This window comes from Halosimplex amylolyticum, assembly GCF_051414035.1.
Taxonomy (GTDB): domain Archaea; phylum Halobacteriota; class Halobacteria; order Halobacteriales; family Haloarculaceae; genus Halosimplex; species Halosimplex amylolyticum.
The window spans coordinates 975434-999121 of record NZ_JBLKNW010000002.1; the positions used below are offsets into that span (position 1 = coordinate 975434).

General features: G+C 61.0%; 24 protein-coding genes, 1 tRNA gene and 2 pseudogenes. 14 read left to right on the forward strand and 13 right to left on the reverse strand.

All coding sequences use genetic code 11. From position 1 onward, the window contains the following. Positions 1-4 precede the first annotated feature (4 nt). Complete coding sequence (locus tag ACMGFE_RS15100) at positions 5-775, reverse strand: 7-carboxy-7-deazaguanine synthase QueE (protein ID WP_436926039.1); 771 nt, start codon at positions 773-775, stop codon at positions 5-7. 1 nt (position 776) lies between these two features. Continuing rightward, positions 777-1235: a 6-pyruvoyl trahydropterin synthase family protein gene (locus tag ACMGFE_RS15105; RefSeq protein WP_436926040.1), complete on the reverse strand. Its 459-nt coding sequence runs from the start codon at positions 1233-1235 to the stop codon at positions 777-779. 17 nt (positions 1236-1252) lie between these two features. On the opposite strand from ACMGFE_RS15105, the gene ACMGFE_RS15110 reads away from it, so the two are divergent. Further along, positions 1253-1882 carry a hypothetical protein gene (locus tag ACMGFE_RS15110; RefSeq protein ID WP_436926041.1) on the forward strand — a complete coding sequence of 210 codons (630 nt, stop codon included), beginning with the start codon at positions 1253-1255 and terminating at the stop codon, positions 1880-1882. 73 nt (positions 1883-1955) lie between these two features. Here the strand turns inward: ACMGFE_RS15110 and ACMGFE_RS15115 are convergent, their stop codons facing one another. Next, entirely contained in the window at positions 1956-3263 is a 1308-nt protein-coding gene (locus tag ACMGFE_RS15115) for an ICP22 family protein (protein WP_436926042.1), read from the reverse strand. A gap of 208 nt (positions 3264-3471) precedes the next feature. Between ACMGFE_RS15115 and ACMGFE_RS15120 the strand changes: the two genes are divergently transcribed. From ACMGFE_RS15120 to ACMGFE_RS15155, 8 genes are all read left to right on the forward strand, one after another. Next, complete coding sequence (locus ACMGFE_RS15120; protein WP_436926043.1) at positions 3472-4428, forward strand: hypothetical protein; 957 nt, start codon at positions 3472-3474, stop codon at positions 4426-4428. 97 nt (positions 4429-4525) lie between these two features. After that, positions 4526-5932: a DEAD/DEAH box helicase family protein gene (locus ACMGFE_RS15125; protein ID WP_436926044.1), complete on the forward strand. Its 1407-nt coding sequence runs from the start codon at positions 4526-4528 to the stop codon at positions 5930-5932. A 102-nt stretch (positions 5933-6034) separates the two neighbouring features. Next, complete coding sequence (locus ACMGFE_RS15130) at positions 6035-6190, forward strand: hypothetical protein (protein WP_436926045.1); 156 nt, start codon at positions 6035-6037, stop codon at positions 6188-6190. Next, a complete protein-coding gene (locus ACMGFE_RS15135; RefSeq protein WP_436926046.1) occupies positions 6190-8220 on the forward strand; it encodes an AAA family ATPase in 2031 nt (676 codons plus the stop codon). Before ACMGFE_RS15130 ends, ACMGFE_RS15135 begins: the two co-directional genes overlap by 1 nt. A gap of 2 nt (positions 8221-8222) precedes the next feature. Further along, on the forward strand, positions 8223-8702 hold the full coding sequence (locus ACMGFE_RS15140; protein WP_436926047.1) for a DNA phosphorothioation-associated 4-like protein: 480 nt from the start codon (positions 8223-8225) through the stop codon (positions 8700-8702). Positions 8703-8785: 83 nt separating this feature from the next. Further along, the gene (locus ACMGFE_RS15145; protein WP_436926048.1) at positions 8786-9415 is read left to right on the forward strand and encodes a hypothetical protein; all 630 of its coding nucleotides are present in this window, start codon (positions 8786-8788) and stop codon (positions 9413-9415) included. A 209-nt stretch (positions 9416-9624) separates the two neighbouring features. Next, complete coding sequence (locus tag ACMGFE_RS15150) at positions 9625-10818, forward strand: homing endonuclease associated repeat-containing protein (RefSeq protein ID WP_436926049.1); 1194 nt, start codon at positions 9625-9627, stop codon at positions 10816-10818. A gap of 32 nt (positions 10819-10850) precedes the next feature. Further along, complete coding sequence (locus tag ACMGFE_RS15155) at positions 10851-11213, forward strand: hypothetical protein (protein WP_436926050.1); 363 nt, start codon at positions 10851-10853, stop codon at positions 11211-11213. Positions 11214-11679: 466 nt separating this feature from the next. On the opposite strand, the gene ACMGFE_RS15160 is transcribed toward ACMGFE_RS15155, so the two are convergent. The 3 genes and pseudogenes from ACMGFE_RS15160 to ACMGFE_RS15170 form a co-directional block, all read right to left on the reverse strand. Next, the gene (locus ACMGFE_RS15160; protein ID WP_436926051.1) at positions 11680-11982 is read right to left on the reverse strand and encodes a hypothetical protein; all 303 of its coding nucleotides are present in this window, start codon (positions 11980-11982) and stop codon (positions 11680-11682) included. Positions 11983-12006: 24 nt separating this feature from the next. After that, positions 12007-12519 (reverse strand): hypothetical protein, encoded by a 513-nt coding sequence (locus ACMGFE_RS15165; protein WP_436926052.1) that lies wholly within the window; start codon positions 12517-12519, stop codon positions 12007-12009. A gap of 274 nt (positions 12520-12793) precedes the next feature. Then, positions 12794-13429 (reverse strand): annotated as a pseudogene (locus tag ACMGFE_RS15170) (IS6 family transposase). 101 nt (positions 13430-13530) lie between these two features. Between ACMGFE_RS15170 and ACMGFE_RS15175 the strand changes: the two are divergent. Further along, the gene (locus ACMGFE_RS15175; protein ID WP_436926053.1) at positions 13531-14214 is read left to right on the forward strand and encodes a haloacid dehalogenase type II; all 684 of its coding nucleotides are present in this window, start codon (positions 13531-13533) and stop codon (positions 14212-14214) included. A gap of 30 nt (positions 14215-14244) precedes the next feature. Here the strand turns inward: ACMGFE_RS15175 and ACMGFE_RS15180 are convergent, their stop codons facing one another. The 5 genes from ACMGFE_RS15180 to ACMGFE_RS15200 all read right to left on the reverse strand — a co-directional run bounded on the left by ACMGFE_RS15180 (position 14245) and on the right by ACMGFE_RS15200 (position 19619). Further along, the gene (locus ACMGFE_RS15180) at positions 14245-14697 is read right to left on the reverse strand and encodes a DUF5814 domain-containing protein (protein WP_436926054.1); all 453 of its coding nucleotides are present in this window, start codon (positions 14695-14697) and stop codon (positions 14245-14247) included. Positions 14698-14793: 96 nt separating this feature from the next. After that, positions 14794-16344: a glycoside hydrolase family 43 protein gene (locus ACMGFE_RS15185; RefSeq protein ID WP_436926055.1), complete on the reverse strand. Its 1551-nt coding sequence runs from the start codon at positions 16342-16344 to the stop codon at positions 14794-14796. A gap of 291 nt (positions 16345-16635) precedes the next feature. Beyond that, a complete protein-coding gene (locus ACMGFE_RS15190) occupies positions 16636-17484 on the reverse strand; it encodes an ABC transporter permease subunit (RefSeq protein ID WP_436926056.1) in 849 nt (282 codons plus the stop codon). Further along, complete coding sequence (locus ACMGFE_RS15195) at positions 17481-18410, reverse strand: ABC transporter ATP-binding protein (RefSeq protein ID WP_436926057.1); 930 nt, start codon at positions 18408-18410, stop codon at positions 17481-17483. Before ACMGFE_RS15195 ends, ACMGFE_RS15190 begins: the two co-directional genes overlap by 4 nt. Before the next feature lie 180 nt (positions 18411-18590). Beyond that, positions 18591-19619, reverse strand: a complete 1029-nt coding sequence (locus ACMGFE_RS15200) for a DUF7351 domain-containing protein (RefSeq protein WP_436926058.1) — start codon at positions 19617-19619, stop codon at positions 18591-18593. A gap of 151 nt (positions 19620-19770) precedes the next feature. Between ACMGFE_RS15200 and ACMGFE_RS15205 the strand changes: the two genes are divergently transcribed. Further along, a tRNA-His gene (locus tag ACMGFE_RS15205) sits at positions 19771-19842 on the forward strand. A 64-nt stretch (positions 19843-19906) separates the two neighbouring features. Here the strand turns inward: ACMGFE_RS15205 and ACMGFE_RS15210 are convergent. Beyond that, positions 19907-20614: an HNH endonuclease gene (locus ACMGFE_RS15210; RefSeq protein ID WP_436926059.1), complete on the reverse strand. Its 708-nt coding sequence runs from the start codon at positions 20612-20614 to the stop codon at positions 19907-19909. 178 nt (positions 20615-20792) lie between these two features. Beyond that, positions 20793-21203: a hypothetical protein gene (locus ACMGFE_RS15215; RefSeq protein WP_436926060.1), complete on the reverse strand. Its 411-nt coding sequence runs from the start codon at positions 21201-21203 to the stop codon at positions 20793-20795. Positions 21204-21557: 354 nt separating this feature from the next. On the opposite strand from ACMGFE_RS15215, the gene ACMGFE_RS15220 reads away from it, so the two are divergent. The 3 genes and pseudogenes from ACMGFE_RS15220 (at position 21558) to ACMGFE_RS15230 (ending at position 23677) form a co-directional block, all read left to right on the forward strand. Beyond that, positions 21558-22028: a hypothetical protein gene (locus ACMGFE_RS15220; protein ID WP_436926061.1), complete on the forward strand. Its 471-nt coding sequence runs from the start codon at positions 21558-21560 to the stop codon at positions 22026-22028. Positions 22029-22110: 82 nt separating this feature from the next. Then, positions 22111-22422: pseudogene (locus ACMGFE_RS15225) on the forward strand (hypothetical protein); the annotation flags it as partial. A 175-nt stretch (positions 22423-22597) separates the two neighbouring features. Continuing rightward, the gene (locus tag ACMGFE_RS15230) at positions 22598-23677 is read left to right on the forward strand and encodes a carboxypeptidase-like regulatory domain-containing protein (RefSeq protein ID WP_436926062.1); all 1080 of its coding nucleotides are present in this window, start codon (positions 22598-22600) and stop codon (positions 23675-23677) included. Positions 23678-23688 lie beyond the last annotated feature (11 nt).

The following is a 23688-nucleotide window of genomic DNA, read 5'->3' on the forward strand; positions in this document are numbered from 1 at the left end:
CGTCTCAGGTCCCCGGTGCGTCGTTCCACAGCGTGACGTGGAGCCGCGGCGTAAACTGGTAGCCGCGTTCCATCGCCAGTTCGGCGACGGTCTCACGCGTCTCTTCGAGGCGGTCGCGGTTCGCTCCTTCCGGCATGAGCAAGACGTCGGTGGCCCGGATGCTCGTGTTCGTCGCGTCGTCGATACGCTCGACAAGGTCGTCGATTTCCGGCATGTCAGTGCTGTCGGTCACGACGAACTTCAGCTGGAAGTCGTACGCCTCGACCATCCTGGACAGGGCCTCGATGTCGATCCGTCGCTCCTCGTGTCGTTCCTCCCACGCACCGGCCCCCTTCGGGTCCCGTTCGGGAGTCGGCGTACTCGACGCGAGCTTCGGGCTGATGCTCGCGAGGTCGATCGGGGCCTCGCGGTAGATCGTCCCGTTCGTCTCGACAGTCGTGTGATAGCCCGCTTCCTCGAGCCGTTCGAGAAGCGCCACACTGCGGTCGTGCATCATCGGCTCGCCACCCGTCAGCACGACGTGGTTCGCCTGGGAGTGGCTACGGATCTCCGCCAGGACGTAGTCCATATCCATCCAGGCGTGCGTCGGTTCCCAAGAGGTGTGGTACGAATCGCAGAACCAGCACCGCAGGTTACAGCCACTGGTCCGCACGAAGACGGACGGCACCCCAGCCAATCGTCCCTCTCCCTGGAGTGAGTAGAACAATTCGTTGATCGGTAGCCCATCCTGGTCCCCCTCGTTCATCGAATCGGAGGCGTCTGCATTCACCGGCATATTAGGGTCCAGCGCAGAGTTCGCTCGTTTCCTTGACCGTCACACCGACGTCAGAGACGGTCTCAGGGAGACGACGTTCCAGCTCCCGTTCGAGTGTCACTGCCATGACTTCGGCCGTCGGCGGTGCATCGAGGACGACCACTGCATTCCCGTCGCCGCTCGCCTCCATCGCCTCGATCAAGGGATCACCTGCCTCGAGGAGGAAACGGTGGTCCCACTCGGAGAGCACCTCGGTAATATCCCCTTTGTCGACGACCCATCCTTCCGTTGTTAGCTCGCCAGTGACGCGAACGGAGATCTCGTAATTGTGTCCGTGAGGCCGACTACACTTGCCCTCGTGGTGCTGGATGCGATGGCCCGAGCTGATCCGTATCGGGCGGTCACCGCCGACGACGAGTTCACGTTCGCCCGAATCGGCGATCACATCCTCTGAATATTCTTCCAGTATTCCTCGGGGCATATTCGGGCATCATCTGGATGGGACATAAAGCTATCCCAGTCTCACTGGATCACGAAACAGAGCGGCAAACGGGGCAGATAGTCGCTGACGATGGGCTCTCTGACACGTCAGATATCCCAATTGCTAAGGCCGATACTGTGAGTGCTATAGAGGAACTGCTCATGGGCTCGTTCGCGACGTCTGTACAAGTGCATCTCCGTGACCAGCTTGCGGGCCGCCACCCCGAACTCGAATGGGAAACCGAGTACCGGATCGCGGGGACACCCGTCGACGTTGCAGGAACGACGAATTCTCACCTGTATCTTCTCGAGCTGGAGTGGCGCCGGGCAGACCCGGCCGACAACGCAGCGAAGCTCTTCCGCCACCTCGACGAGGAGACGGTCGAGGGGACGACGGTGGTCCTGTTCCAGATTTTCACGGAGTACTACCAGCTGGCACGTGGCGGCGTCTCGTCGAAACGAAAGAATGCCGAGTTCGTCGGTCGCATAGCGACGGAGACGATCGATCAGCTGACCTACCGGCCGGTCGAGTTCGAGCTCGATCCACCGAAACGTGGCGCGGACCGGCCGGCAGGCTGGGAAGAAGTCGCCGACGAGACCGCAGCCCGAGTCAGTGACTGGATCTCGAACGACGGGTCGGACTCGTAGTCCTCTCGGGATTCGACGTCGCTACTCACTCGACGACGGTCGTGCTGTTCGACGCCCACACGTGGCCGCCACCTCACCCGTGTGTCACGTCCATCGTGATGAGGACGTCACGAACAGCCTCCCAGAGTACGGTTCGGCCCCGGTCCCCGGTCTCGACGGCCTCCCAGACGGCCGATTTCACCTCCGAGGTTCGAACGAGACCGCCAGCGTGGATTTCCCTGGCAGCGGCCACGGTCGCACGCAGTACCTCCTCCCGGGTGTACTCGCCCACGAACGTCTCCTCCGGGAGCGATTCGTCGAGTGCCTGTTCGTCTGCCTCGTCGGGTTCAACTTGGCTATCTTTCAAAGGCGAATCCGACGCCCCATTCGCCTGCTGTCCACGAAACTCCTCGTTCGGGGTCTCGGGACTTGGTTCGGCCGTCGTTCCCGGGGCGTCACCTGAGCCAGCAGCAGTGGTGTCCCGATCACTACCCGATAATTCCGGATCAGGACCTGCGTCGTCCAGTCCCTCATCGGCCGATCCGGTTGGCGAGCCGAGCTCCTCGTCGAGCGGCGCGAACGAATCGGCGATTTCGCCGAGGATCCCTTCCTCTTCCCGCATCTCGTCGAAGGACACGTCCGGGGCCGGCGTATCCGGTCCAGGGTCGTACTCCCTGAGATGCTCGTGGGGATCGAGCTCCGGGTTGATGAGTAAGGGTTCGAACTCCCCCTGTTCGAAGATTCGGTCGTACTCCGCGAGGATTCCTGCCAGCGCGTCGCGTCCCTCGGGCGTCACCTCGTACGTCGCATCGGGAGTGACGGCAGTTCCCCCTGCTGTGTCGCCCACTCGTTCTTTCGCCGGTCTGGACGTATCCACGGTTTGGCTGATGAGATGTCTCCGGAGAAACCGGCTGAAATAGCCACTGTCGTCGACCGAAATCCCAGCTGTTTCACTGAGGAGCCGTTCGGGAACGAACCGTTCCCGATCGGCCATAGCTTCGGTGAGAGCGAGATATTCGTCGTGGGTCGCGACGAGCCAGAGCATATCGTACACGATGGGATTGTACTCGGCCGGGGGCTGCGGAACGACGTCGAAGAGGAAGTCCAGGTCGTCCGTCGAGAACCCCTGCCGCAGCAGCATGTGTTCCCCTGAGAGACCGCGCTGGAGCAGAATCTCGAAGAGCCACCGATACCGCTTCAGCAGCCTGACGAGTGCCCACTGGCAGTGTTCCGGTTTGAAGTAGACCGTATGGACACCCCTCGCGGCGGACTTGGAGGGTACGAGTCTGAGTGAATCGAGCTCGTGTTCCTGCAGAAAGTGCTGTGGCTGGGTCTCGAGTTCGTCCAGAAACAGCGGGCCGTCGAGGAGCAACGAAACCGGAAACCCAGAATCCGAAGTCATTCGTTGAGAATTTCCTGACGTTGTATATCGATTCTGTGGCCTTCTCATTCTCCGTAACCGTCTGTGTTAGCGATACTGATCTCACCGAACCGATTAGCCACTAACACACATGCTCCAGACACTATGGTCACGAGTGAGCCCGGTCGGTGACCAATTTGAGGCAGCTACATTCAAATACACATATCCCACAAGTGTGGGTGTACTGAGAATGCCCTCTTCAAAGGATCAATTCGTTGCCACTGATATCCCACCGATCGATGCCGATGGTCCGCTTCGGCTCGCGTTTTCGGACCCAGAGCGGACGCCATCTTTCTACCGGTGGCTGTCTGCGAATGCGACCAAGAACTCCGTGATTCTCCTCTCAGAAGATATCTGGGAAGAACTCGATCAGGCCTTCCCACTCAATGCAAAGTTTACGTCACTCAGATCAGACCTGAACCTACAGGTACGCGTTGGCGAGTGCCCTACCACCCCTCTGCTTCTCATGACAGATTCACAAATCGTCATGGGCGTCGGGTTCGCTGATTCACTTCGATTTGTACCGGTCACTGATGAGGAAGCTGGTCGACATCTCGGATCTGACTTTAAGTCAGTCTACGCTGACGGAGAACCGGTCTCTACCGACGTCCCGTCTTGGAGTGAACTGTTGGCGCAGCTGGAAGAGAGAGTTGGGACTGAGACCAGAGACGAGTATCGGCGACTGATATCCGCTGCCGAATCGTCGGACCTCACCTCACTAGACGAGGTCTCTGTAGCCCTCATCGCGGCGGCCTTGTCCGGAGCACTGAACTACGAGATCTCTTCGTGGGGTGAAGAGATGAACGTCGCCAGTAAGGCGACGTTCTCTCGGCGGAAGAAAGAACTCGAAGAACAGGGAGTGATCGTTACGGAGCGAGTTCGGGTCGATGTCGGTCGTCCACGGCAACGTCTGCGTATCGACTCCGCGGCTTCAGGAGTGGACCTCGAAATCGGTGTAGAAGAAGAAGACATCGGGATCGGGGAAATAGACGAGCCGGATCCCAGTGAGTCCCAAACCTCAGATCCCACCGACGACGAGGAATCTCAACCGGATGGATCAGAGACTGATAGTGACTCAGCTGACGACTTCATCGACATTCTCGACGAGGAGTTGCAAGAGGTAATCGCGGACGACGGGGGCACGTAACGATGCTCAATGAACAGAGAGCGGTTGCCCATGCTGGCCAGGCCATAGTTGCTCAGGCCCGGATGCTCACAGCATTCTCGCGGTTGTAACGAAGAACATGTCTCAGCTCCAACCACCCGACTGGATCGGACCGCGAGAATACCAGCGGACGGCCATCAAGCAGTGGATCAACGCCGACGGCCAGGGGATACTCCATATGGCGACGGGGACAGGGAAGACCATTACGGCGCTACTGGCAGCGTCACGAGTCGCCGAATCGATCGAGCGAGGGCTCTTTCTCGTCGTCACCGTCCCGTACCAGCATCTCGTCGACCAGTGGGCCGAGGAACTGAACGAGTTCGGTATCACGCCCGTCCGCGCGTATCAGTCGCGGAAGAACTGGCAACCCCGCCTCGAACGCGAACTGCTCGAGTTCAATCACGGGTCCCGGTCGCTGTGCGTCGTCGTGACGACGCACCGGACGCTCTCGATGCAGCCCGCCCAGCAGACGATTGGCAGGGGCCGGGGACCGATGATGCTGATCGCTGACGAAGTCCACCATCTCGGCGCCGAACAGATGCGCACGGGACTCTCCCAGGAGTTCGACTTCCGGCTGGGTCTCTCGGCGACGCCAGAGCGCTGGTACGACGACGAGGGAACACGTGTGCTCGACCGGTACTTCGGCGACACAGTGTTCGAGTACGGACTCGCCGAGGCGATCGAAGCCGGGGCGCTATGCGAGTACTACTACATCCCCCATATCGTCGAGTTCGACGCCGAAGAACTCGAAGAGTACAAACGTCTCACGGCGAAGATCGGTCGGCTATCGGGAGGCAACTCCGACGTCGCACTCGAAGACAACCCCGGACTCCAGCAGGCACTGTTCAAACGCGCCCGTCTGGTGGGAACTGCCCGGCGGAAACTGGACATCCTCGTCGACCTCCTCGAACGAGAACGCGAGGTCAACCATACCCTCGTCTACTGTAGCGATGGATCGACGGGTATCGAATCAGGAACGGGACAGCGCCACGTCGACGCGACGACGGACCGTATCCGATCGGAAAGTGACCTCACCGTCGACCGGTTCACTGCCCGAGAGTCGCAGGCCGACCGCGAACGACTACTCGAACGGTTCGACGACGGCAGTATCGACGTCCTCACCTCGATTCGCTGTCTCGACGAGGGTGTTGACGTCCCCGCGACACGGACTGCCTACATTCTGGCCAGTACCAGCAATCCGCGACAGTTCGTCCAGCGCAGGGGGCGCATCCTTCGGAACCACCCGGGCAAGGACTTCGCCGTCATCCACGATTTCATCACCGTCCCGAGCGTCAACGGCCGGCCCGCATTCCTCTCCGGAAGCGAGTTCGACGTCGAACGACGCCTGCTGGAGAAGGAGCTCGAACGCGTCTCGACATTCGCCGAAGCTGCCCGTAATCATCCCGACGCCGAAGTGGATGGCGTTCCGACGACGGATGGATCGCTGCAACGGCTCAAGCGCCAGTACGATCTTCTTGGCAGCTGAGTATCACATCAGATACTGCTCAGTCGTGGAATAAACTGGAGACAACCTGCATACGGGTGGTCCGTTACAAGATATAAGTAGGCACAGTGTCTGGATGTGGTGATGACGGACAGCAACGAGGATATCTCCATTCCTGACGAAACGTTGGCCCGCATTACCGACCGGGTCTTGGAAGCCGAGAAGAAGAAACTCAATCTCGATAATCCACGCGGTGTTATCAACCAGATCGAGGAGATCATCGAAGAAGAAGTCTACTGATGAAGTTAGACACACTTTCCCTCCAGAACTTTCGCCAGTTTCGCGACGAGGAGATCTCGTTCGCACGCGGCGAAACACGAAACGTGACGGTCATCCATGGGTCGAACGGCTCCGGGAAGACCACCCTGTTGAATGCGTTCACCTGGCTCCTCTACGAGGAGGTCGATTTCGATACCCGTCCAGACAGACTCGCCAGTGAGGGCGCGATGGCTGCGGCGGATCCGGGCGACGAAGTGACCGTCTCGGTCACGCTCGAGTTCTCGCACGACGGTGCCGAATACACTGCGACGCGAACAGCCACGTACGAAAAGCAATCGCCGGCGGATTTCGACGGCATCCTGAACGAGCCGAATCTCGTCGTCGAGTACGACGATGGCAACGGTGTCAATCGACCGGAGAACCCCGGCGAGGTCCTCAGCCAGATCATCCCGGAACGGCTGAGCGAACTGTTCTTCTTCGACGGAGAGGACATCGACGAACTGGCAGGCATCGACAACCAGGACCGCATCCAAGAGGCCATCCAGAACATCATGGGACTGACGATTCTGGAACGGGCTACTCGCCACCTCGACGACGCCGCAGGTCGCTTCGAATCGCAGGTCCAGGAGAGCGCCAGCGAGGAACTGCGGGAGCTGATAGACGAAAAGCAGGCGACCGAGGCCGATATCGAGGACCTGGAACAGAAGAAGCAGGACAAGAAACGTGCGATCGAGCGGGTCGGGACGGAGATTTCTGACATCGACCAGAAGCTCGAACGTCTCGACGAGAGTGCGCAACTGCAGGAGAATCGAGAAGAGTACCAGGAAGAGGTAGCGACTCTCGAGGAAGAAGTCGACGAGATTAACGCCCAGATCAAGGCGGCGATTACGGAGAACGGATTCATCCCGCTCGCGATGCCCCTGATCAGGGAATCTGCACAGGAGATCGACCAGCTCCGGAAGGACGGTATCATTCCCTCGGAGCTGAGCGACGACTTCCTCAACTCGTTGCTCGAGGCCAAGCAGTGTATCTGTGGTCGTGACCTCGAACACGATTCCGAGCCGTACGACCACGTTGCCTCGCTCCGTGGTGAGGTTGCATCCGACGGCGTCGAGCAGGGCGCACTTCGAGTCGTCGGTCACCTCAGGCAGTTCACCGATGGCCGCTCGGAGTTCTTCGACGACGCCGACGTACTCATCGAACGCCGGCAGGACAAACACGATGAGATCGACAAACTCGAAGAACGCATCTCGTCGATCAGTTCGGAACTCAAAGGGCTCGATGCGACCACCCCCGACGGGCAGTCGATCAGTGACCTCGAAACCGAGCGGGAAAACAAGCAGCAAGAAAAGGAACAGCTCATCGGAGACAAGGGTGGCATCGAGGAGCAGATCTCCTCAAAACAAGCCGAAATCGAAGAGCTCGAGTCGGATATAGCCGAGCAGAAGGACGAACAGGAAGAGACCCAGCTCGCGCGCCGCAGACAGCGTGCAGCAGAACTCGTCCAGGCCGACCTCGCGAACAACTTCGAGGCGCTCAAGGATAAAGTCCGAACGTGGTCGAACCGCGAGGTAAACGATACCTTCGGGGAGATCGCGAGCAAGAACCTCCAAGCCGAAATCACAGAAGAGTTCGAACTGAAAATCCAGCAGTCCGTCGAAGACCAGCAGGTCGAAGTCGACAAATCGACCGGTGAGCGCCAGATCGCCAGCCTGGCGTTCGTCGGCAGTCTCGTCAAAATCGCCAAGAAGCGCTACGAGGATGGTTCTGAATCGGAGTATTTCACTGGCGGCATCTACCCGCTGGTCATGGACTCCCCGTTCGGTGCACTCGACAAGTCCCACCGACGGGAAGTGAGTCGTATCCTCCCGACCCTGGCGTCACAAGTCGTCGTCTTCGCCACCGACTCACAGTGGGAGGGGCCCGTCGAAGAAGAGATGACCGACATCGCCGGGAAGCAGTACTGGCTCGACTTCGACGACGGTGAGGGAACGAACAGCGCGCCGCGGACGCGTATCAAGGGCGAGCAGGCCGCACAAGCAGGTGACTGACAATGGGAAAACCACTGATCACGTACGAAAAGGGCGAACTGTACGAGCAACTCGTTGACGAGCACGAGGTGTTCGAACACTACTACGAAGTCCTCGTGTTCTTCGCTGTCCTCGGGTACCGCGAGGGGAACGTGAAGCGCGAGAACTACAAAGGCTCCGACGAGACGCAAAGCGACGCCGGCCTCCATAATATCCATTCTCGCGACCTGTTCCACACTATCGCAGCCTGTCTGGCGTTCCAGGACACGGGCGAGCCAGAGGCTCTCGTGGACCCAGAGGAGCAAAAGCGCGTCATCGCCCAGTACGCTGCTGGCGGGCTCGAGGTCGCCAGGGAAAAGTTCGGCCAGAACGCCGGTGACCCGACAGATGCGATCGTCGACTACATCAAGTCCAAGGAGGAGGACGAGGATGACGACGAAATCGAGACCGAACTGCAGAACATCGTTGACTCGTTCGACGACGAGATGATGGGCTATGAATAGAGAACGTCAGCTGGCAACTCGGCCCCCAGTCACGGATAGCAGCTGTCTGCGAGGTTCCTGCCAAGCGACACTGAGCCAGTAGTATGCAAGGAACCAACGCAGACGTCCCGGTTCACGACTCACTCCACGTCACGGAGGCCGTCTCTCTGTACCAGAACGATGAATGGTGGAAGGCCGTCGTCACCTACCAGTTCGAAGGTGACTCGGATACCGACGAGACGGCGATGTACCTTTGGCACGACGACGGCGACGGGTGGACGCGCAAGAACAAGTACGTCATCAAGACGCCGGACGCTTGGGCCGTCGACCGCGAGCTCATCGACGACTACATCCGGAGTGACGCGCCCACGACCGAGACGACCGCGTTCCCGGTGAGCGACTACTACACCGTCGGCGCCGGCGAGACGGTCTTCCAGAGCGACAGCTGGTGGAAAGCAATCGTCAACATCACCGGGAAGGGCTCGTGGGAGACGAACGAGGTGATGGTCTACCTGTGGCAAGAGCAAGACGGCGAGTGGCGACGGCGGCAGAAGTACACCATCAAGCGGGTCAGCGACTGGGAAGAAGAGTGCGAGGTTATCGATGACCTGATGTTAACCGACCACGAGACGAGTGGTACTGGAAGTTCCGTCCAACCGGACGGCGACGTCGCTGCAGATATCGAAGCCCTCAGAGACGAACTCGAGACCCACCTCAGCGGGGAGTTCACCTAGCGTTGTGATGAGGATACCGTGCTCGTAATTGACTTAACTCTCTACGGAATCCACGAGACATGGGCACCGGCCGCCATCGTCTCACAGCTGTCGCCTCTCGGGCTACCGGCTACCTCTCGAATGGGAACGAACAGTGATTCATCTCACGACCAGCTTGGTCGACTGCCGTGGCGATTCGGTGGTTGGAACCCGGTAGCGCGGTGGTCACGATGACGGGAACGACGTGTCCGGTCGAAACCTGTTCGTTCCAGGGATCCATCTCCGCCATTGGGATACACATCACAGAGACGAAGGATGAGCAGCACTCGTGGCGGATGCTTGAATACGATGACGCGGATGAGTTCCGTCGGGATGCTCATCTTGAGGTGGCACGTCGACGGCGGAAGACAGGGCGGGAATTACACGATCGGGACGAGTTCGAAGCAGCGGTCGACGAACTGGAGACCGCACTTTCGCACTTCCAGCGGGCCCAACTGCTCAGCGATCGGACGCTGTACATTGAGCAGCAATGTCAGCAAGTCCTCGACACGATACGTGATGTCGAAACTGACCGTCTACACCAGATCGACGAACTCATCGATTCGGCCGACAACACCGTCGATGCAGGCGGCGAACTGCACCTCGACGCGTCCCTGGAGGCGGCATCGGAAGAATACGACGAAGCGATCGAGGCACTGGAAGCGGCAGTCGAGCTAGCTGCGGAACTGGCGCCCGAACGCGTTCCAGCCATCGATCAGGAGTTACGACGCGTTCGCGTGCGTCGTCAGAGTCTTACCATGTCTTCATTTCACCGGACGATCCGTGATACGCTCGCCGAGGCACGTTCCCATGTGGCTGCCGGGGACAGCGCATTCCACGCATCGGACTACGACGAGGCTGTGTCCGAGTACGAGGACGCCCATTCGGCGTACGAATCACTCGCCGCCGTTCTCGAGAAGTTCTCGTTCGCGGAACCGACTCACGATCTTGCCGTCTGTGACGTCTGTCGACAGCAGTTCGAGGAGGAGTTCGATGGCTGGACGATCGAGGTCGACGCACAATTAGCTGTGTGTCCCGCGTGTGCAGAATTCGGTTCTGGCGGGATCTTACCGACTCCTCGAGACATCGCAATCGAGCAGCGAACAGTCGTCGAGAACATCAGCAGTATCCGCGACAAGGACGTCGGACTGGAGTGGACGTCCACTCCGGGATCATCACGACCAACCACGAATGAGCACGATATCCCGCGTAACAACCTCAATCAGCGCGATATGGTCGTGCAATTGGTTGCACTGTACCAGACTGTCGGCCGAGCGCCGACGAACGCGGAGCTGGACGAGCACACTGAGTTCGGCTCCGTGGGCTATCATCGAGAGTTCGGGACTCTAGCAGACGCATTCGAAGCAGCAGGGTTCGAACCCTGAATCCCGAATTCGAGGAAGGTTTCGTATCCTTCGTGGGCGAGTTTTTCGACACCGTCGATGGTGATTTTTACGTGGTATTGGGCGCTGTGTTCGACAAGCCGGTCGTCTTTGAGCCGGTCAATGTGGTATCTGAATTCATCTCGGTCTACGTCGACGAAGTCTTCGACCAGAGATGGGACGTTGACCATGGATCCGCGGAGGCTTTCTCGCTGAGCCTCGTATATCCGGATGAGGATCTCGCGGTGGAGTTTTTGGTCTGCTGCGCTCATGTTGCCCCCCCCATCTTTTCTCGGAGAGTGATAGTTTTTGCTCTCGTTCTGAAGGAAGGTGGTAGATGGGTTGTCGGTATTATGTCCGGCTTTGAGACTGCTTTTGGAAATCGAATAAACGAATGAACTTAGTCAGCGGTCTCGCTTTCTTCCCCTGGCCCACAAAATGGTCAAAGACCGGATAGAGACAATCTGCTAAATCCTCCTTGTAGTCTGCAATACGGGCTTCAAACGATTTCCCGACAGAACCAGCGGTGGTCGAACGCTTCTCCCGCAGCTGCTGGATTACCCCCATTAGAACATCTCCCTCCTCTCCCTGCTACTTATTCGCTGGATTGCTCAGAAAATGCATCCTCAGCTGCATCCCGCAGTTTCCGAAACCCATTGAATTTCAACCCGTCCACACGCCGGCCAGCCCGCGTATCCCTCACATTGAGATCCGACTCATCAATTTCCACATCCAACAATGCGGCAAGGTCCTCAACGATGTCTTCTACCGTCTCTTCATCTTTGATCGGAATCCGCACTACCTACGAACGCTTCAAAAGGTACTGCAGTACACGAATTTTAAAAGAACACTGGCCGAGAGCAGTCAATCAGATTCCGGTGATTCCAACTCCGCAATCTCTTCCGCAGCATCCACAGACAACATCGGCTCCTCCATGTCCTTCTCATACAGCTGCCATTCATCCCGCATCTGTTCAAAACGCGATTCAAGCTCGTCAAGACACGTCACATGCTCTGACTGATCCCGGAAGTACGTGATACAAAGACAGTACCACCCCAAAGCAAAACCAGGATTTTCCGCATCCTCTAACACCTCGCCGCACTCCAACGCCAGATTTTCAAGCAGGCCGGATTCCAGCAAGACCTCGATATGGACATTGTCGAACATCTTCTGACCGCAATCAACCGCCAACTACCGAATTCGATACGAATTCAAGCTGGAGGCCAGCGCATTATCGAACTCATCCTCCAGCTCCCCAAAGTAATGCTCCATAATATCGTCTACTTCATCCTCAAGCTCACTGTCAAACAATACTGATTCGCCGCGGTTACGCAGCCGCTTCAACACCTCAGGGCTAATCCCCATCATTTCAAACCCTTTCTCCGCGTGCTGCCGATGTTCCTTCCCCTTGTAATATTCCTCCTCAGAGAAATAACGAAAAATATGCTGCATTGACTTACGCATCCGCTCCTCATGTTTCTCGCTGACTTCCATATCTGCAAACGGTTCTGCTTCCTTGGGGAGATCCTCAAGACCGCTTTCAATAGACACATCCGATAACTCCATGGAGTCTTCCTTGGGCTGGCTGATACCCCATTCAATCAACTGGAGGATGAGACGAGCCACCGGCTCGTTTTCCGTCGTGTCCAGTAGCCAGTCTTCAAACAGGTCAAGCTCCAGTTCATAGAATTCGAGAACGTCCATACTGTAAATGGAGAACCCGCTATAAAGAATCGGGACAAGCCGTCGCGGATACTCAACGTCAAGCCGGTTGAGTTGCTGATGGTAGTGGACGGGTTCAACCTCATCGTAGATTTCATTCAAGTGGCACCTGATGTTAAGCGAATGCGGCATCGAAATCCGCCAGTCTTCTTCAGCGTCCTGCCCAATTTTCTCGAGCAGCTGGTCAACGTGGTACTCTATCGCAGCTTGATGTACCTCCTTCGAACTGGTGTTCGTCCGGATCAGATCATCGTGTTTAGTTAAGCGAATTGTGCCACCTCGCGTGTGCGAGCAACCAATTTTCTGCGGTGGCTGGATCAGCGTGACTGAACGTATTTGCGAACGATGAGGTTCGCCGTTTTATCTCCTAGTAAATGCGTTCGACACTGTTCCGATTTCCATGAGTGACGTGGCGAAATCGGAGTCCGTGACGCTCACAGGCCGTTTGGAGCCACGGCGCACCATCACCGAGAAATTCAGCCTGTTCGACGTCGTGTTTTGCTTTGAGTTCGGCGAGAAACATCTCTGTGATCGCGTTTGTTCGCCGTGGATAGAGGCGAATATGGAGCACGTGGTTTGTTTCGGGATCGACGGCGGCGTACAGCCAGAACTGCTCGTCGTTGACTCGAATCACTGTCTCGTCTAACGCGACTTGATTCGGAGTTTCACCGCTGGCGGGCTGTAAATCGGCTTTCTGCACCCAATCGTGGACGGATTTCAGACTGCGTTGGACACCGAACCTCTCAAGTTCCGAAACTGTATTCGAAAGTGAAAGACCGGCCAAATGCAGTCGAATACCGAGCTTCATCAGCCGACGCGGTGTCCGCTCGCGCTCCACAAAATCCAAATCTATCCAGTCGCTATGTCCGTTGAGGCGGCGGATTTCGGGCATAGGCACTCAGAAAGTCGTCCGCCTCACTTTTCGCTCTTAACTAAACACGACCCCGGACCGGGCGAGCCGTTATGTGCTGGACCCGCGATACGTGCTAGCAAATGCCGTTCGATCCCGAACGCGTGTCGACACTCCTGTTCGACTCGTACAGCACGCTCGTCGACGTCGACGCCGCCGAACGTGCGCTCGCCGAGGGCGTCGCGGATCCCGAGCCGGTCTCGAAGCTCTGGCGGGCGCGCTCGCTCGAGTACACGATGGTCGCCAACCACATCGACGCCTACCAGCCGTTCTACGAGATGAACCGCGACGCCCTCCAGTACGCCCTCGACGCAACGGGCGCGGATCTCTCGGCCGACGAACGCGACGAGATCCTCGCCGTCTACCACGAACTCGACGTCTTCGACGACGTGCGCGACGGACTGGAGCGCCTCCGCGATGCGGGCTACGACTGCTACGTCCTCTCCAACGGGAACCCCGAGATGCTCGACTCGCTGGTCGACCACGCCGACATCGAGGACCTGGTCGTCGACACGATCAGCGCCGACGAGGTGGAACTGTTCAAACCACACGCCGACCTCTACCGCCACGCCGCCGAGCGGACGGGGACGCCGGTCGACGAACTCGCCCACGTCACGGCGCTGTGGTTCGACGTGATGGGCGCCCAGCACGCCGGGATGCAGGGAGTCTGGGTCGACCGCAAGGGGAGCCCACAGGAGACGTTCGGCCCCGAACCCGACCTGACGATCGAGACGTTCGACGAGCTGGCCGCGGCGCTCGGCGTCTGATGGCGGCCGTCCGTGACCGATTCACCGAGATTACAGGAGTTCTTCGCGCTTCCGTCGAGCCTCGCTCGCGGCGTCGTCCCGGCCGTCGACGTCGGCCAGCGTCTCGACCGCTTCGAGTGTCCGGACGGCGCCGTCGAGGAAGGAGAGCACGTCGCCGGGGTAGGCGTAGAGCATGTAGTCGTCGCCCATCACGTCGACGATGGCGTCGGGGCCCAGGCCCTGCGCGCGCAGGTCGAGGAGGTAGCTGACGAACTTCTCCTCGGGGTGGCCACAGTGGGGGTTGGCCTCGCAAGCGCAGTCCATGAAGTCCGTCGCGAAGTCGAGCACGCGGTCCTGGGTCGCGTCGTCGAGCTTCGCGAGGTTCTCCGCCTGGAACAGCATGTCCATCGTCGCCCCCTTGAACGCGCCCTTGGGGAACGACGTCTCTAACTGCGAGGCGATCTGCTGGTGGTTCTTGACGTAGATCTTGTCCGTGATGGCCACGGCTATCTACGGGGAGGCGCCAGGGCGTGAAAAGCGTCCCGGACGGCGACCGGCGCTGGGCCAGCGGGGTGTTCGGCCGACCGCCTCCCGCGAGACCTACTCGATCCGGAAGGAGTCGAAGTCGCAGTATCCGTCCGCGGCTCCGTCGCCGTCCGGCCGAACTGCGAACAGTCCGATCTTCGCGCCGATCCAGCGCCCCTGCTGTGCCTGGAACGCCTCACCGATCTGCTCGGGGTCGGCGTCGCCCGTCGCGTACGCGAACTGGACACGTCCGCCGTCTTCGACGGTCGCGCGGAGCCGCGCGGACGGGCTTTGGAGGGGCACTCGTTCCACCGCTTCGTCGGGCTCGCCGTCTACCGGTGCGGTGTTGCGTCCCTGTACCAGTTCCGCGCCGTCGGCTGTCCGGCGAACGCTGAGGTAGGCGTACTCCTCGCCCATGACGAGGAGACCCCCGTGTCCGGCCGCTTCGCCGAGTTCACAGGAAATCTCCGTCGTCGCCGTGAACGACGGCGCGGGGAACTTCTGGAGGAGCAGGTTCGGGACGGTCCACAGGTTCTCGGCCTGGTCCACGGCCTGCGGGAACAGCCGGAGCGCGTCGGGACGGTCGGTGAGCGAATGCCAGCCGTACTGGGGGTTGCCGTGCCACTGCCACTGGAGTCCCAGACGCGCCGACTCGAAGTCGTCGGACGTCTGGGGCGCCATCACGGGGAGGTCGTCGGCGGCGATGTCGGGCTTCTCGTGTGTCTCGACCGGCTCTCCGGTGCCGTCGCCGTCGTCATCACGGCCGATGACAGGCCACCCATCCTCCCAGGACATGGGCTGGAGGTGGACGATGCGGCCGTACGGATCCGTCTCCTGGAAGTGGACGAACCAGTCCTCGCCGCTCGGGGTGTCGACCCAGGCTCCCTGGTGGGGTCCGTTGATGTCGGTGTCGCCCTGGGCGAGGACGATCCGGTCCTCGTAGGGGCCGTAGATGTCCTCGGAGCGCAGGACCGTCTGCCAGCCGTCGCTGACGCCGCCGGCCGGTGCAAAGATGTAGTACTGCCCGTCGCGCTTGTACAGCTTCGGCCCCTCGATCGTCGGGTGGTCACCGTGGCCGTCGAACACCTCGCGGCTCTCCCCGGTGAGGTGGGTGCCGTCTTCCGCCATCGGCGCGACGTGGAGGACGCTGTTGATGCCGGCACGACTCTTGGCGAACGCGTGGACGAGATACGCGTTCCCGTCGTCGTCCCAGAACGGCGCCGTGTCGATCCAGCCCTCTGCTTCGTGGACGAGATGCAGGTCAGACCACTCACCACGGGGGTCGTCGGTCTTGGTCACGTAGACGCCGCGGTCGGGATCGCCGTAGAAGATGTAGAACGTCCCGTCGTGGTAGTTGAACGAGGGCGCCCAGACGCCGTTGCCGTGCTGCGGGTGGTCGAAAGCCGGTGGTAGCTCCTCCACCGCGTGGTTGATGAGCCGCCAGTTCACGAGGTCCCGGGAGTGGAGTATCGGCAGCGCCGGCACGGCGTTGAAACTCGACGCGGTCATGAAAAAGTCGTCGCCGACGCGAACCACGTCGGGGTCGGAGTAGTCCGCGTAGACGACCGGGTTCCGGTACCGGTCGTCGTCGAGATTCGGATCCCACACGGCGCAGGAGCGTCCCATATCTGCCGATATCAACCAATCCAGAGATAAGCGTTCGGTTCCGGGTAGCGAGGTGCGTGCCCGCAGTTCGGAACACCGTTCGAATCGCCGCTCCGACCCTCACCGAACGGGCGACCATCGTGACGTGGGCCGGCGTCCCAGGGGCCGTCGATCCCTGTGAATTTCCGAGGCCCGGAGTAGCCGAGCGCGTACGCTCGGGCCGTCGGTTGGGACTACCGAGTGAGACGGATGCCGACGCCCGTGGCGACCGCGACGAGCGAGCGCGTGCTTCCGCGCCCGACCGCGGGCCGGTCAGAGGTCCGCGGTGTCGAAGCGGTAGTAGCCCACGACGAGCGGAAGCACTAGCCAGAACGCGAGAACGGCGAAGCCGATCTCGGGTACCGCGTAGAAGGCGTCGATGCTCGCACCGGCGAACGTCTGGGTGGGCAGCGACGCCGCGACGTCGGGGAGGAGCGCGGTCAGCACCGAGACGTACGCCGTCGACGGCGGCACCTGCATCACGAGGAACGTCCAGTCGGGCATCTGCTGGGGGAGCGAGAAGCCGTTGGCGACGTAGACGACGCCGATCGGGACCACGTCCCAGAGGAACTCGAAGACCACGAAGAAGCCGATCGCGAGCGTCGTCGCGCGCGAGGTGGACCCGGTCGTCGCCGAGATGCCGACGACGAGGGCGACGTACACCGCCGTGAACAGAAGCGTCGCGACCAGGAACAGCGCGACCGTCGCGGCGTCGACCGTCCCGAGCATCGCGAACGCGAACCCGAAGCCGATCAGGAGCCCGATGGCGAGCGCGAGCGAGAGGACGCCCATCCGCCCGAGAAACTTGCCGAACAGCACGTCCCGGCGGCGATGCGGGAGCGCGAGCATGAGCTTGATGCTCCCGATCTCCCGCTCGCCCGCGATCGCCTTGTAGCAGATCACGATGGCGGTCAGCGAGACGAACAGGCTCACGATCCCCGCCGTGAAGAAGACCAGGCCGCCGATCGACGGCTCGGCTCCGGGGCTGACGAGCTGGGGGAACTCGACGTACGAGTACGTCAGGAGCAGCGAGAGCGCGACGAACACCCCCAGGAGTGCCCAGAGCGCCCGCGACTGGACCGCGTCGCGGAAGTCCTTCTTCGCGATGGCGAGCGTGCTCACTGTTTCACCTCCTGTTTCTCGGTCGTGTACTCGGCGAACAGATCCTCCAGCGAGGACTCGTCGATCGAGAAGTCGCGGATCTCCACGCCGCGCTCGTCGAGCGCCTTCAGCACCTCGAACTTCGAGCCGTCGCGGGTCAGCGACACCTGCATCCGGTCGCCGTCGAGCGTCGCGTTCGTGACGTAGATGCGGTTCTGGAGCGCCGCGGCGTCGTCCGCGTCGGCGTCCCCGACGTCGATCGTGAGGGTGATCACCGTCTCGGTCTGGCCCCGCAGGCCGTCGATGGAGTCGACGGCGACCAGCCGCCCGCGGTTGATGATCGCCACGCGGTCGCAGATGGCCTCGACCTGCTCCATGATGTGACTGGAGAAGAAGACGGTCGTCCCGCGGTCGTTCTCCGCCTCGATGATCTCGCGCATCTGTCGGGCGCCGTTGGGGTCGAGCCCCGTCGAGGGCTCGTCGAGGATCAACAGGTCAGGGTCGCCCAGCAGCGCCATGGCGAGGACGAGCCGCTGGCGCATCCCCTTCGAGTAGTCGCCGGCCTTCCGGTCGGCCGCCTCGCTGATCGACACGCGCTCCAGGACTCCCTCGACGTCGGCCTCGTCGCCGATATCCTTCGAGTCGACGACGAAGTCGAGGTGCTGTCGACCCGTCAGCCGGTCGTAGACGTGGTAGGCGTCCGGCAGGACGCCGATCCGCCGACGGACGGCCAGGCTGTCTTCCTGGGCGTCGAGGCCCAGCACCGTCGCTGACCCCGCCGTCGGCCGGACGAAGTCCAGCAGGATGTCGATCGTGGTCGACTTGCCCGCCCCGTTCGGTCCGAGGAAGCCGAATATCTCGCCCTCCTCGACGGTGAGGTCGAGATCGTCGACCGCGAGGACGTCGCCGTACCGCTTGGTCAACCCGTCGAGCTGGATCGCTACCACGTTCCGCCACCCCTCGATGCACCGCCGCACACTCGCACTGTCGTCCGATTCACAGTACCTCTCTCTCGTCGCCCACGATAAGTATTATTGAATTATTTACATATAACGGATCGCTTACTCAAAGATCTTTGAGCGAGCACCGCGGAGGCCGGCGATCGGCGGATTTCGGGATTTAGGGGGTCACGCAGACTCGCTGACGCCGTCGTCGACCGGGACGTCGTCAGCGAGGTCGTCGTCAGCTAGATCAGCTTCAAGTGACTCGTCGACCGGGGAGACCTCGAACCGCTCGTCCATCGCGAGTTCGACCGCCTCGCCGTCCATCGCGATCCGGAAGGTGGCGTCGAGCGGGTCGGTCGACGCGACCGTCGTCGTCCACTCGTCGGAGACGACGAGTTCGAAGAGCTCCCAGAGCGGGCTGTCGAACAGGTCGATCCCGTGGCGCCAGAGGTACTCGATCGCGGTCGGGTGAAAGAGCGCGGGCACCTCGATGGGGAGGTGGATCGTGCAGTCGCATCCGGCGCACATCGCGGCGAAGGTGTATTGCGCCCCGTCGTCGTGGCAGTCGACCCAGTAGTCGACGCGGCCGTAACACTCCGGGCAGACGCCGCCTCTGACGAGGAGGTACGCGCTCCAGATCCGGTACCCGAAGCTCTCCACGACCGCTTCGGGCGTCCGGTCGTCCGCCTGACTCCGTGGGAACGAGTCCGACAGCAGCGTCGCTTCGCACGCCCGACACCGGACGACGAACCGCTCGTCGCGCAGGAGCGCTTCCAGATCGGTCGCCCCACAGACGACGCACGCTCCGGGGATCCCGACCGGCTCGAACGCGGCGGTGCTCTCGTAGAGTCCCGACCGGATCGCCCGAACCACTTTGTCGCCGGCGTATTTCAGGTGATACCCGTCGTCGGTCTCGGCGACGAACGGCCCGACGAGCTGCGAGAGGTGATAGGAGAACTGCGAGCTGCTCGCGACGTCGACGGCGTCGTACAGCTCCGAGAACGTCAGCTCGTACCGGTTCGTTCGCACGGCCCGCTCGCGGTCACCCAGCGCCAGCAGGATCTCCAGGCGCGGCTCGCTCCCCAGCACGCCCAGCGCGTCGATCGATCCGTCGTCGACCTCGCTCGCCTCGTGCGCTGGCTCCGTCGCGTCGGTGCCTGTCTCGGCCGCCTCTCCCGCGGCGTCCTCCGGGCCGTGTTCGTCCGCTGTCATCGCGTTGCTGACCGTCTCGAGCGCGTCCGGGCGCTTAAGGACAGCGACGTCGCCCCGGTGCCGCCGCGTGCCGTTGGTTCACACCCGGGGGCCGGAGTCGTAACGTATTTCAATTCTACCCGGTTATCCCGATATGCCTCTCCACAGCGTGTCCGGGTTGGGGTAGTGGTTATCCTTCAGCCTTGTGGAGGCTGAGACGCGGGTTCGATTCTCGCACCCGGACTCAGAAATTAAGTCTCTCAGGGGCTTATTCTTCGGTTTTGATATCGGGACTAGACGCGGATATGCTATTCAGCAATGGGAGCGGTCGATCCACTGTCGATAAGCGATCGAAGTCGCTGCTTCGAGACCTTTCCATGATCGGCTTTCCGGTGACAGGTGATACAGAGCGAGATGACGTTGTCGAGGAAGTGGGCATTAGTTTTCGTGTGGTCGTCTGACTCGATGAACCACCGAACGGGAACAATGTGGTGGACGTCAGGATTACGGCCGATGTCGTCCGTCGTCGCACCACAACGAATGCACTGGTAGTCGTCTCGTTGTAGCGCTCGGCGCCGAACGTCGTTCCAACCGGTTCCGTACGATTCGTTCCCACCGCCTTTCCAGTTCGGATGGCCATCACCGGTAAAGGACTCTGAGAGCCATTCGCGACGACAGGCTTCGGTGCAAACGACGGTATCGTTCACATTACTCGGGTAACGCTCAACCGTCTCACCGCAGACGTCACAGGCAAGCACTCGCTTTCCGCCATTCCACCGTGAATTTTCCTCACCGGTCAACGACGGTGACGGGCGCCAGTCTCGACACAGTCCGAACAGTACAGCCCCTCCTTCTCTGATGGATAATACTCGAAATCCGTTCCGCACCGGTTGCAACTGGTCGAAACTTTCCCGGTCTGGCCGTTCGCGTACCGTCGACAGGACGTAGAGCAGTACTCGCGCTCGAACCGAGCGGGTTGAACCCACGCGTGCCGCGGACGGTGATGCGCTCCCCACCCAGGGCTTCGTTCACGCCGGCGAGCCCTTCCAGCGGGTCGAGCATGGTGATGACCGTGTCCCGGTCGCCCATCGCCCGCCGAAGGAGTTGTATCACCCTGCTGTAGAATTGTCGCGAACCAATAGTTCATGGCTGTACGACCGCCGTGCGACTGCCGTCGATCTTCGACAGGGACAGCTATTCGAACGAACGCCACTCAGTTTCGGTGCCGAGGATTTCCGCGAGCGAGGTGACCATCGACTGCAATTCGTCGATCTGTGCTTGCTGGTGCTGGACAACCTCCTGTAACTCGGCGATATCCGTGTCAGTCTCGTCGTACTGCTGGTTGATCTCGTCGACGGCTTCGGAATACTTCTCCATCGCCTCGGAGAGATGGGTGATATCCTCGTCCGTCGCCAGTCCGTGTTGGTCCGGCTCACGGAGCATCTCTCTGTGCGTGACGATGGCGTCGGACACGCTCTCGCTCCCCTCCGGAAGCGCGATTTTCAGCCCGTTCGACGCTGCTGCGTCCTCGCTCGACGACTCACCATCGGATTCGGCCTGCTCCTGTTCTGCTCGTGCATTCGAGTTCGTCGGTTTACTGCTCATGTGAAAACCGGGGGGTTGCAATAGCATAAAACATCGTCAGACATATGAATTAAGAGTGATAGTACGTGGTCGCCCACCACTCTGTTTCGTGCGTCGTCGGCCTACCTCGCGTGGGCGAGATGCCGATCACGATCGTCGAGTACGACAGCACCTGGTGAACCACCGCGGGTCAGCCCCGAGGGATCCGGCCCTCTCTATCTGTAGACTCTGCTGTGGTACATTGGCAGTCTTCAACGAACGGTTGTTTCACGATGTCCCATCTCTGAAGAAGCGGATTTCAACGGAGCCAGATCATTCTAATCGGGCAATTCCTTGCGACCGGACAGCACGCATCCCCAGCACGGGAAGTCGCCGATGCACTCGTCACAGTCCTCGGTAGACTCGTCTGAATCGGGTGTCTCCACGCGTCTATCCGTCACTGTCTCGAAATCCGACAGCGTCGTCGACGGCTCGACTTCTCCACCATCGGCGACGACGGGTCGACCGGTCGCCGCCATCGAGCAGTGGTCGCCGAATCGGGTGCGCGACGCGGTGTTTGCACGCGCTCTCGTAGTGGTCGTCGGCTGGACACTCACAGCCGGTCGGCAGTCCATCCGTGACGGTCACGAGGGACTCGTGTTCGCTCGGATCGGGGTGGCTGCAGTTCCGGACGAGGATGCTTTCGGTCGTGAGGACGAACTCGAAGGCTTCGTACTGGGCACGCCTGGCGACGCGGGTCGGAAAGTCGAGTTGTTCGAGTGGGTGCATGGGTCTCCGGAGCGCCCGGATACGAGCGCCCCGCCCATCGGGGCGCAGAAAGGATGGCCGGCAGGCGCGCCTACCTGATCTCGTAGGTCGCGATGGCCAACCGGCCGCAGGCTGGACACGGCTCGGCCGCTGACTCGACGGACGTCCCGCAGTGGCGACACTCGTCGCCGCGCTCGAACGCGCTCGCGACCAGGGGCTCGACGTCCACCCCGGACAGGACATCGATTACGTCGTCGTCGTCGACGACGAGAATGCCTCGCGAGACCGGGTGGCGCTCGCCCACGAAATGGTCGCTGACTACGACACTGACTACTACCGGACGGTCCTCGTGCGGGCAGTCGGGAGTGTCCTCTCACCGCTAGGCTGGGACCGGACCGACAACCGGCAAACGTTGGCGTCGACGCGGAACGCGAGGCTCTCGACGTATGGGACAGCGAGCGAATGGGGGGATTCAGTGCTGTTGATCAAGTGAGCACTGATATTCCCCAGTAGCGCCAGAGCTCGTCGAGGAACGAACCCCGGACGAAGCGGCGTGGCACGGAACCGGCTACTGCCCAGGGACCAGTTCGATGCAACCCCCGAGTAAGTATATCTGTTTCCTCGGTGTACGTTCTAGTCTAACACGTGTCTAACGTGTGTGATCAAAAATGGACGAACGCAAGGGGGGACGGGACGAGAACCTACGAGTAGGTGAACTACGACTGCGGTGGGGCCGATGGCCTGGGCCCGCGGCGGTTCTGGGGGGCAGCCTGCTGCTCCTCGTCTCGGTAACGCTCACCCACAGTATCGTGTTGTACGCCGTCTCTTCGCTGTGCTTTCTGGTCGCGGCCGTCGGGCTCCTGGAACGACACGCGGACAGAATGGGGGCGCTCGGGCGATACGGCCTGACCGCGGCAGCCGTCGGCGCGGGACTGACCGTTGTCGTCTGGGGGCTGTACGCACTGAACTGGGGCGCGTGGCTATACGCGTTTATCCTGACGTTCTTCCTCGGCCTCCACGGGGGCGTCCTCCTGTTCGGCATCGAAGCGAGGCGCAAGGAACTACTGCCTCGCAGGAACGCCCTCCCCGTCGTGATCGGCCTCTCGTTCGTCGTCCCGGGACTCCTCCTGACGTGGAACGCACTCTACTTCTGGAGCGGCCTCGTCTGGACGGGCCTCCTCGTCGGCGGCGTCGGGTGGGTACTGTTGGGCTACGCGTCGTGGTCGGACACCTCGGACCCCGGACCGGTCGACCCTGACCCGGCCGACCCCGAACCAGACCCCACCGAACCGGCCGACCCCGAACCAGACCCCACCGAACCGGATCCGACCGAACCCGACCCCACCGAACCGGATCCGACCGAACCCGACCCACCGGACGAACTGCCTGCGCCGCTTCACGGCCGGGTTCGAGATGTCGAGACGAACGCGCCCGTCGCCACCGCAGAGACGACGGTTCGTGCAACGGACTCACAGTTGACCGACCCGCTCGGATCGGCCACGACGGCCAGCGACGGGCGCTTCGTCGTGCCCGATTTCAGGGAGCGCGTACGCGAATCGTTCCCGGACGAACGGCCGGCGCTTCGCTTCGACGTCGCGTACGAGGGCGCTTCGATCGACGTCGACAGAACGCCGTTCGACTGGGACGCCTTCGCGGACGGTGGCTACGTCCACTCTGTCGGCGTCCACCTCCCGGATCCGGACCCCGACCCGGACTGCGACGACGACCACCGTTCGATAAGCTGGTGACACCGTCCCGG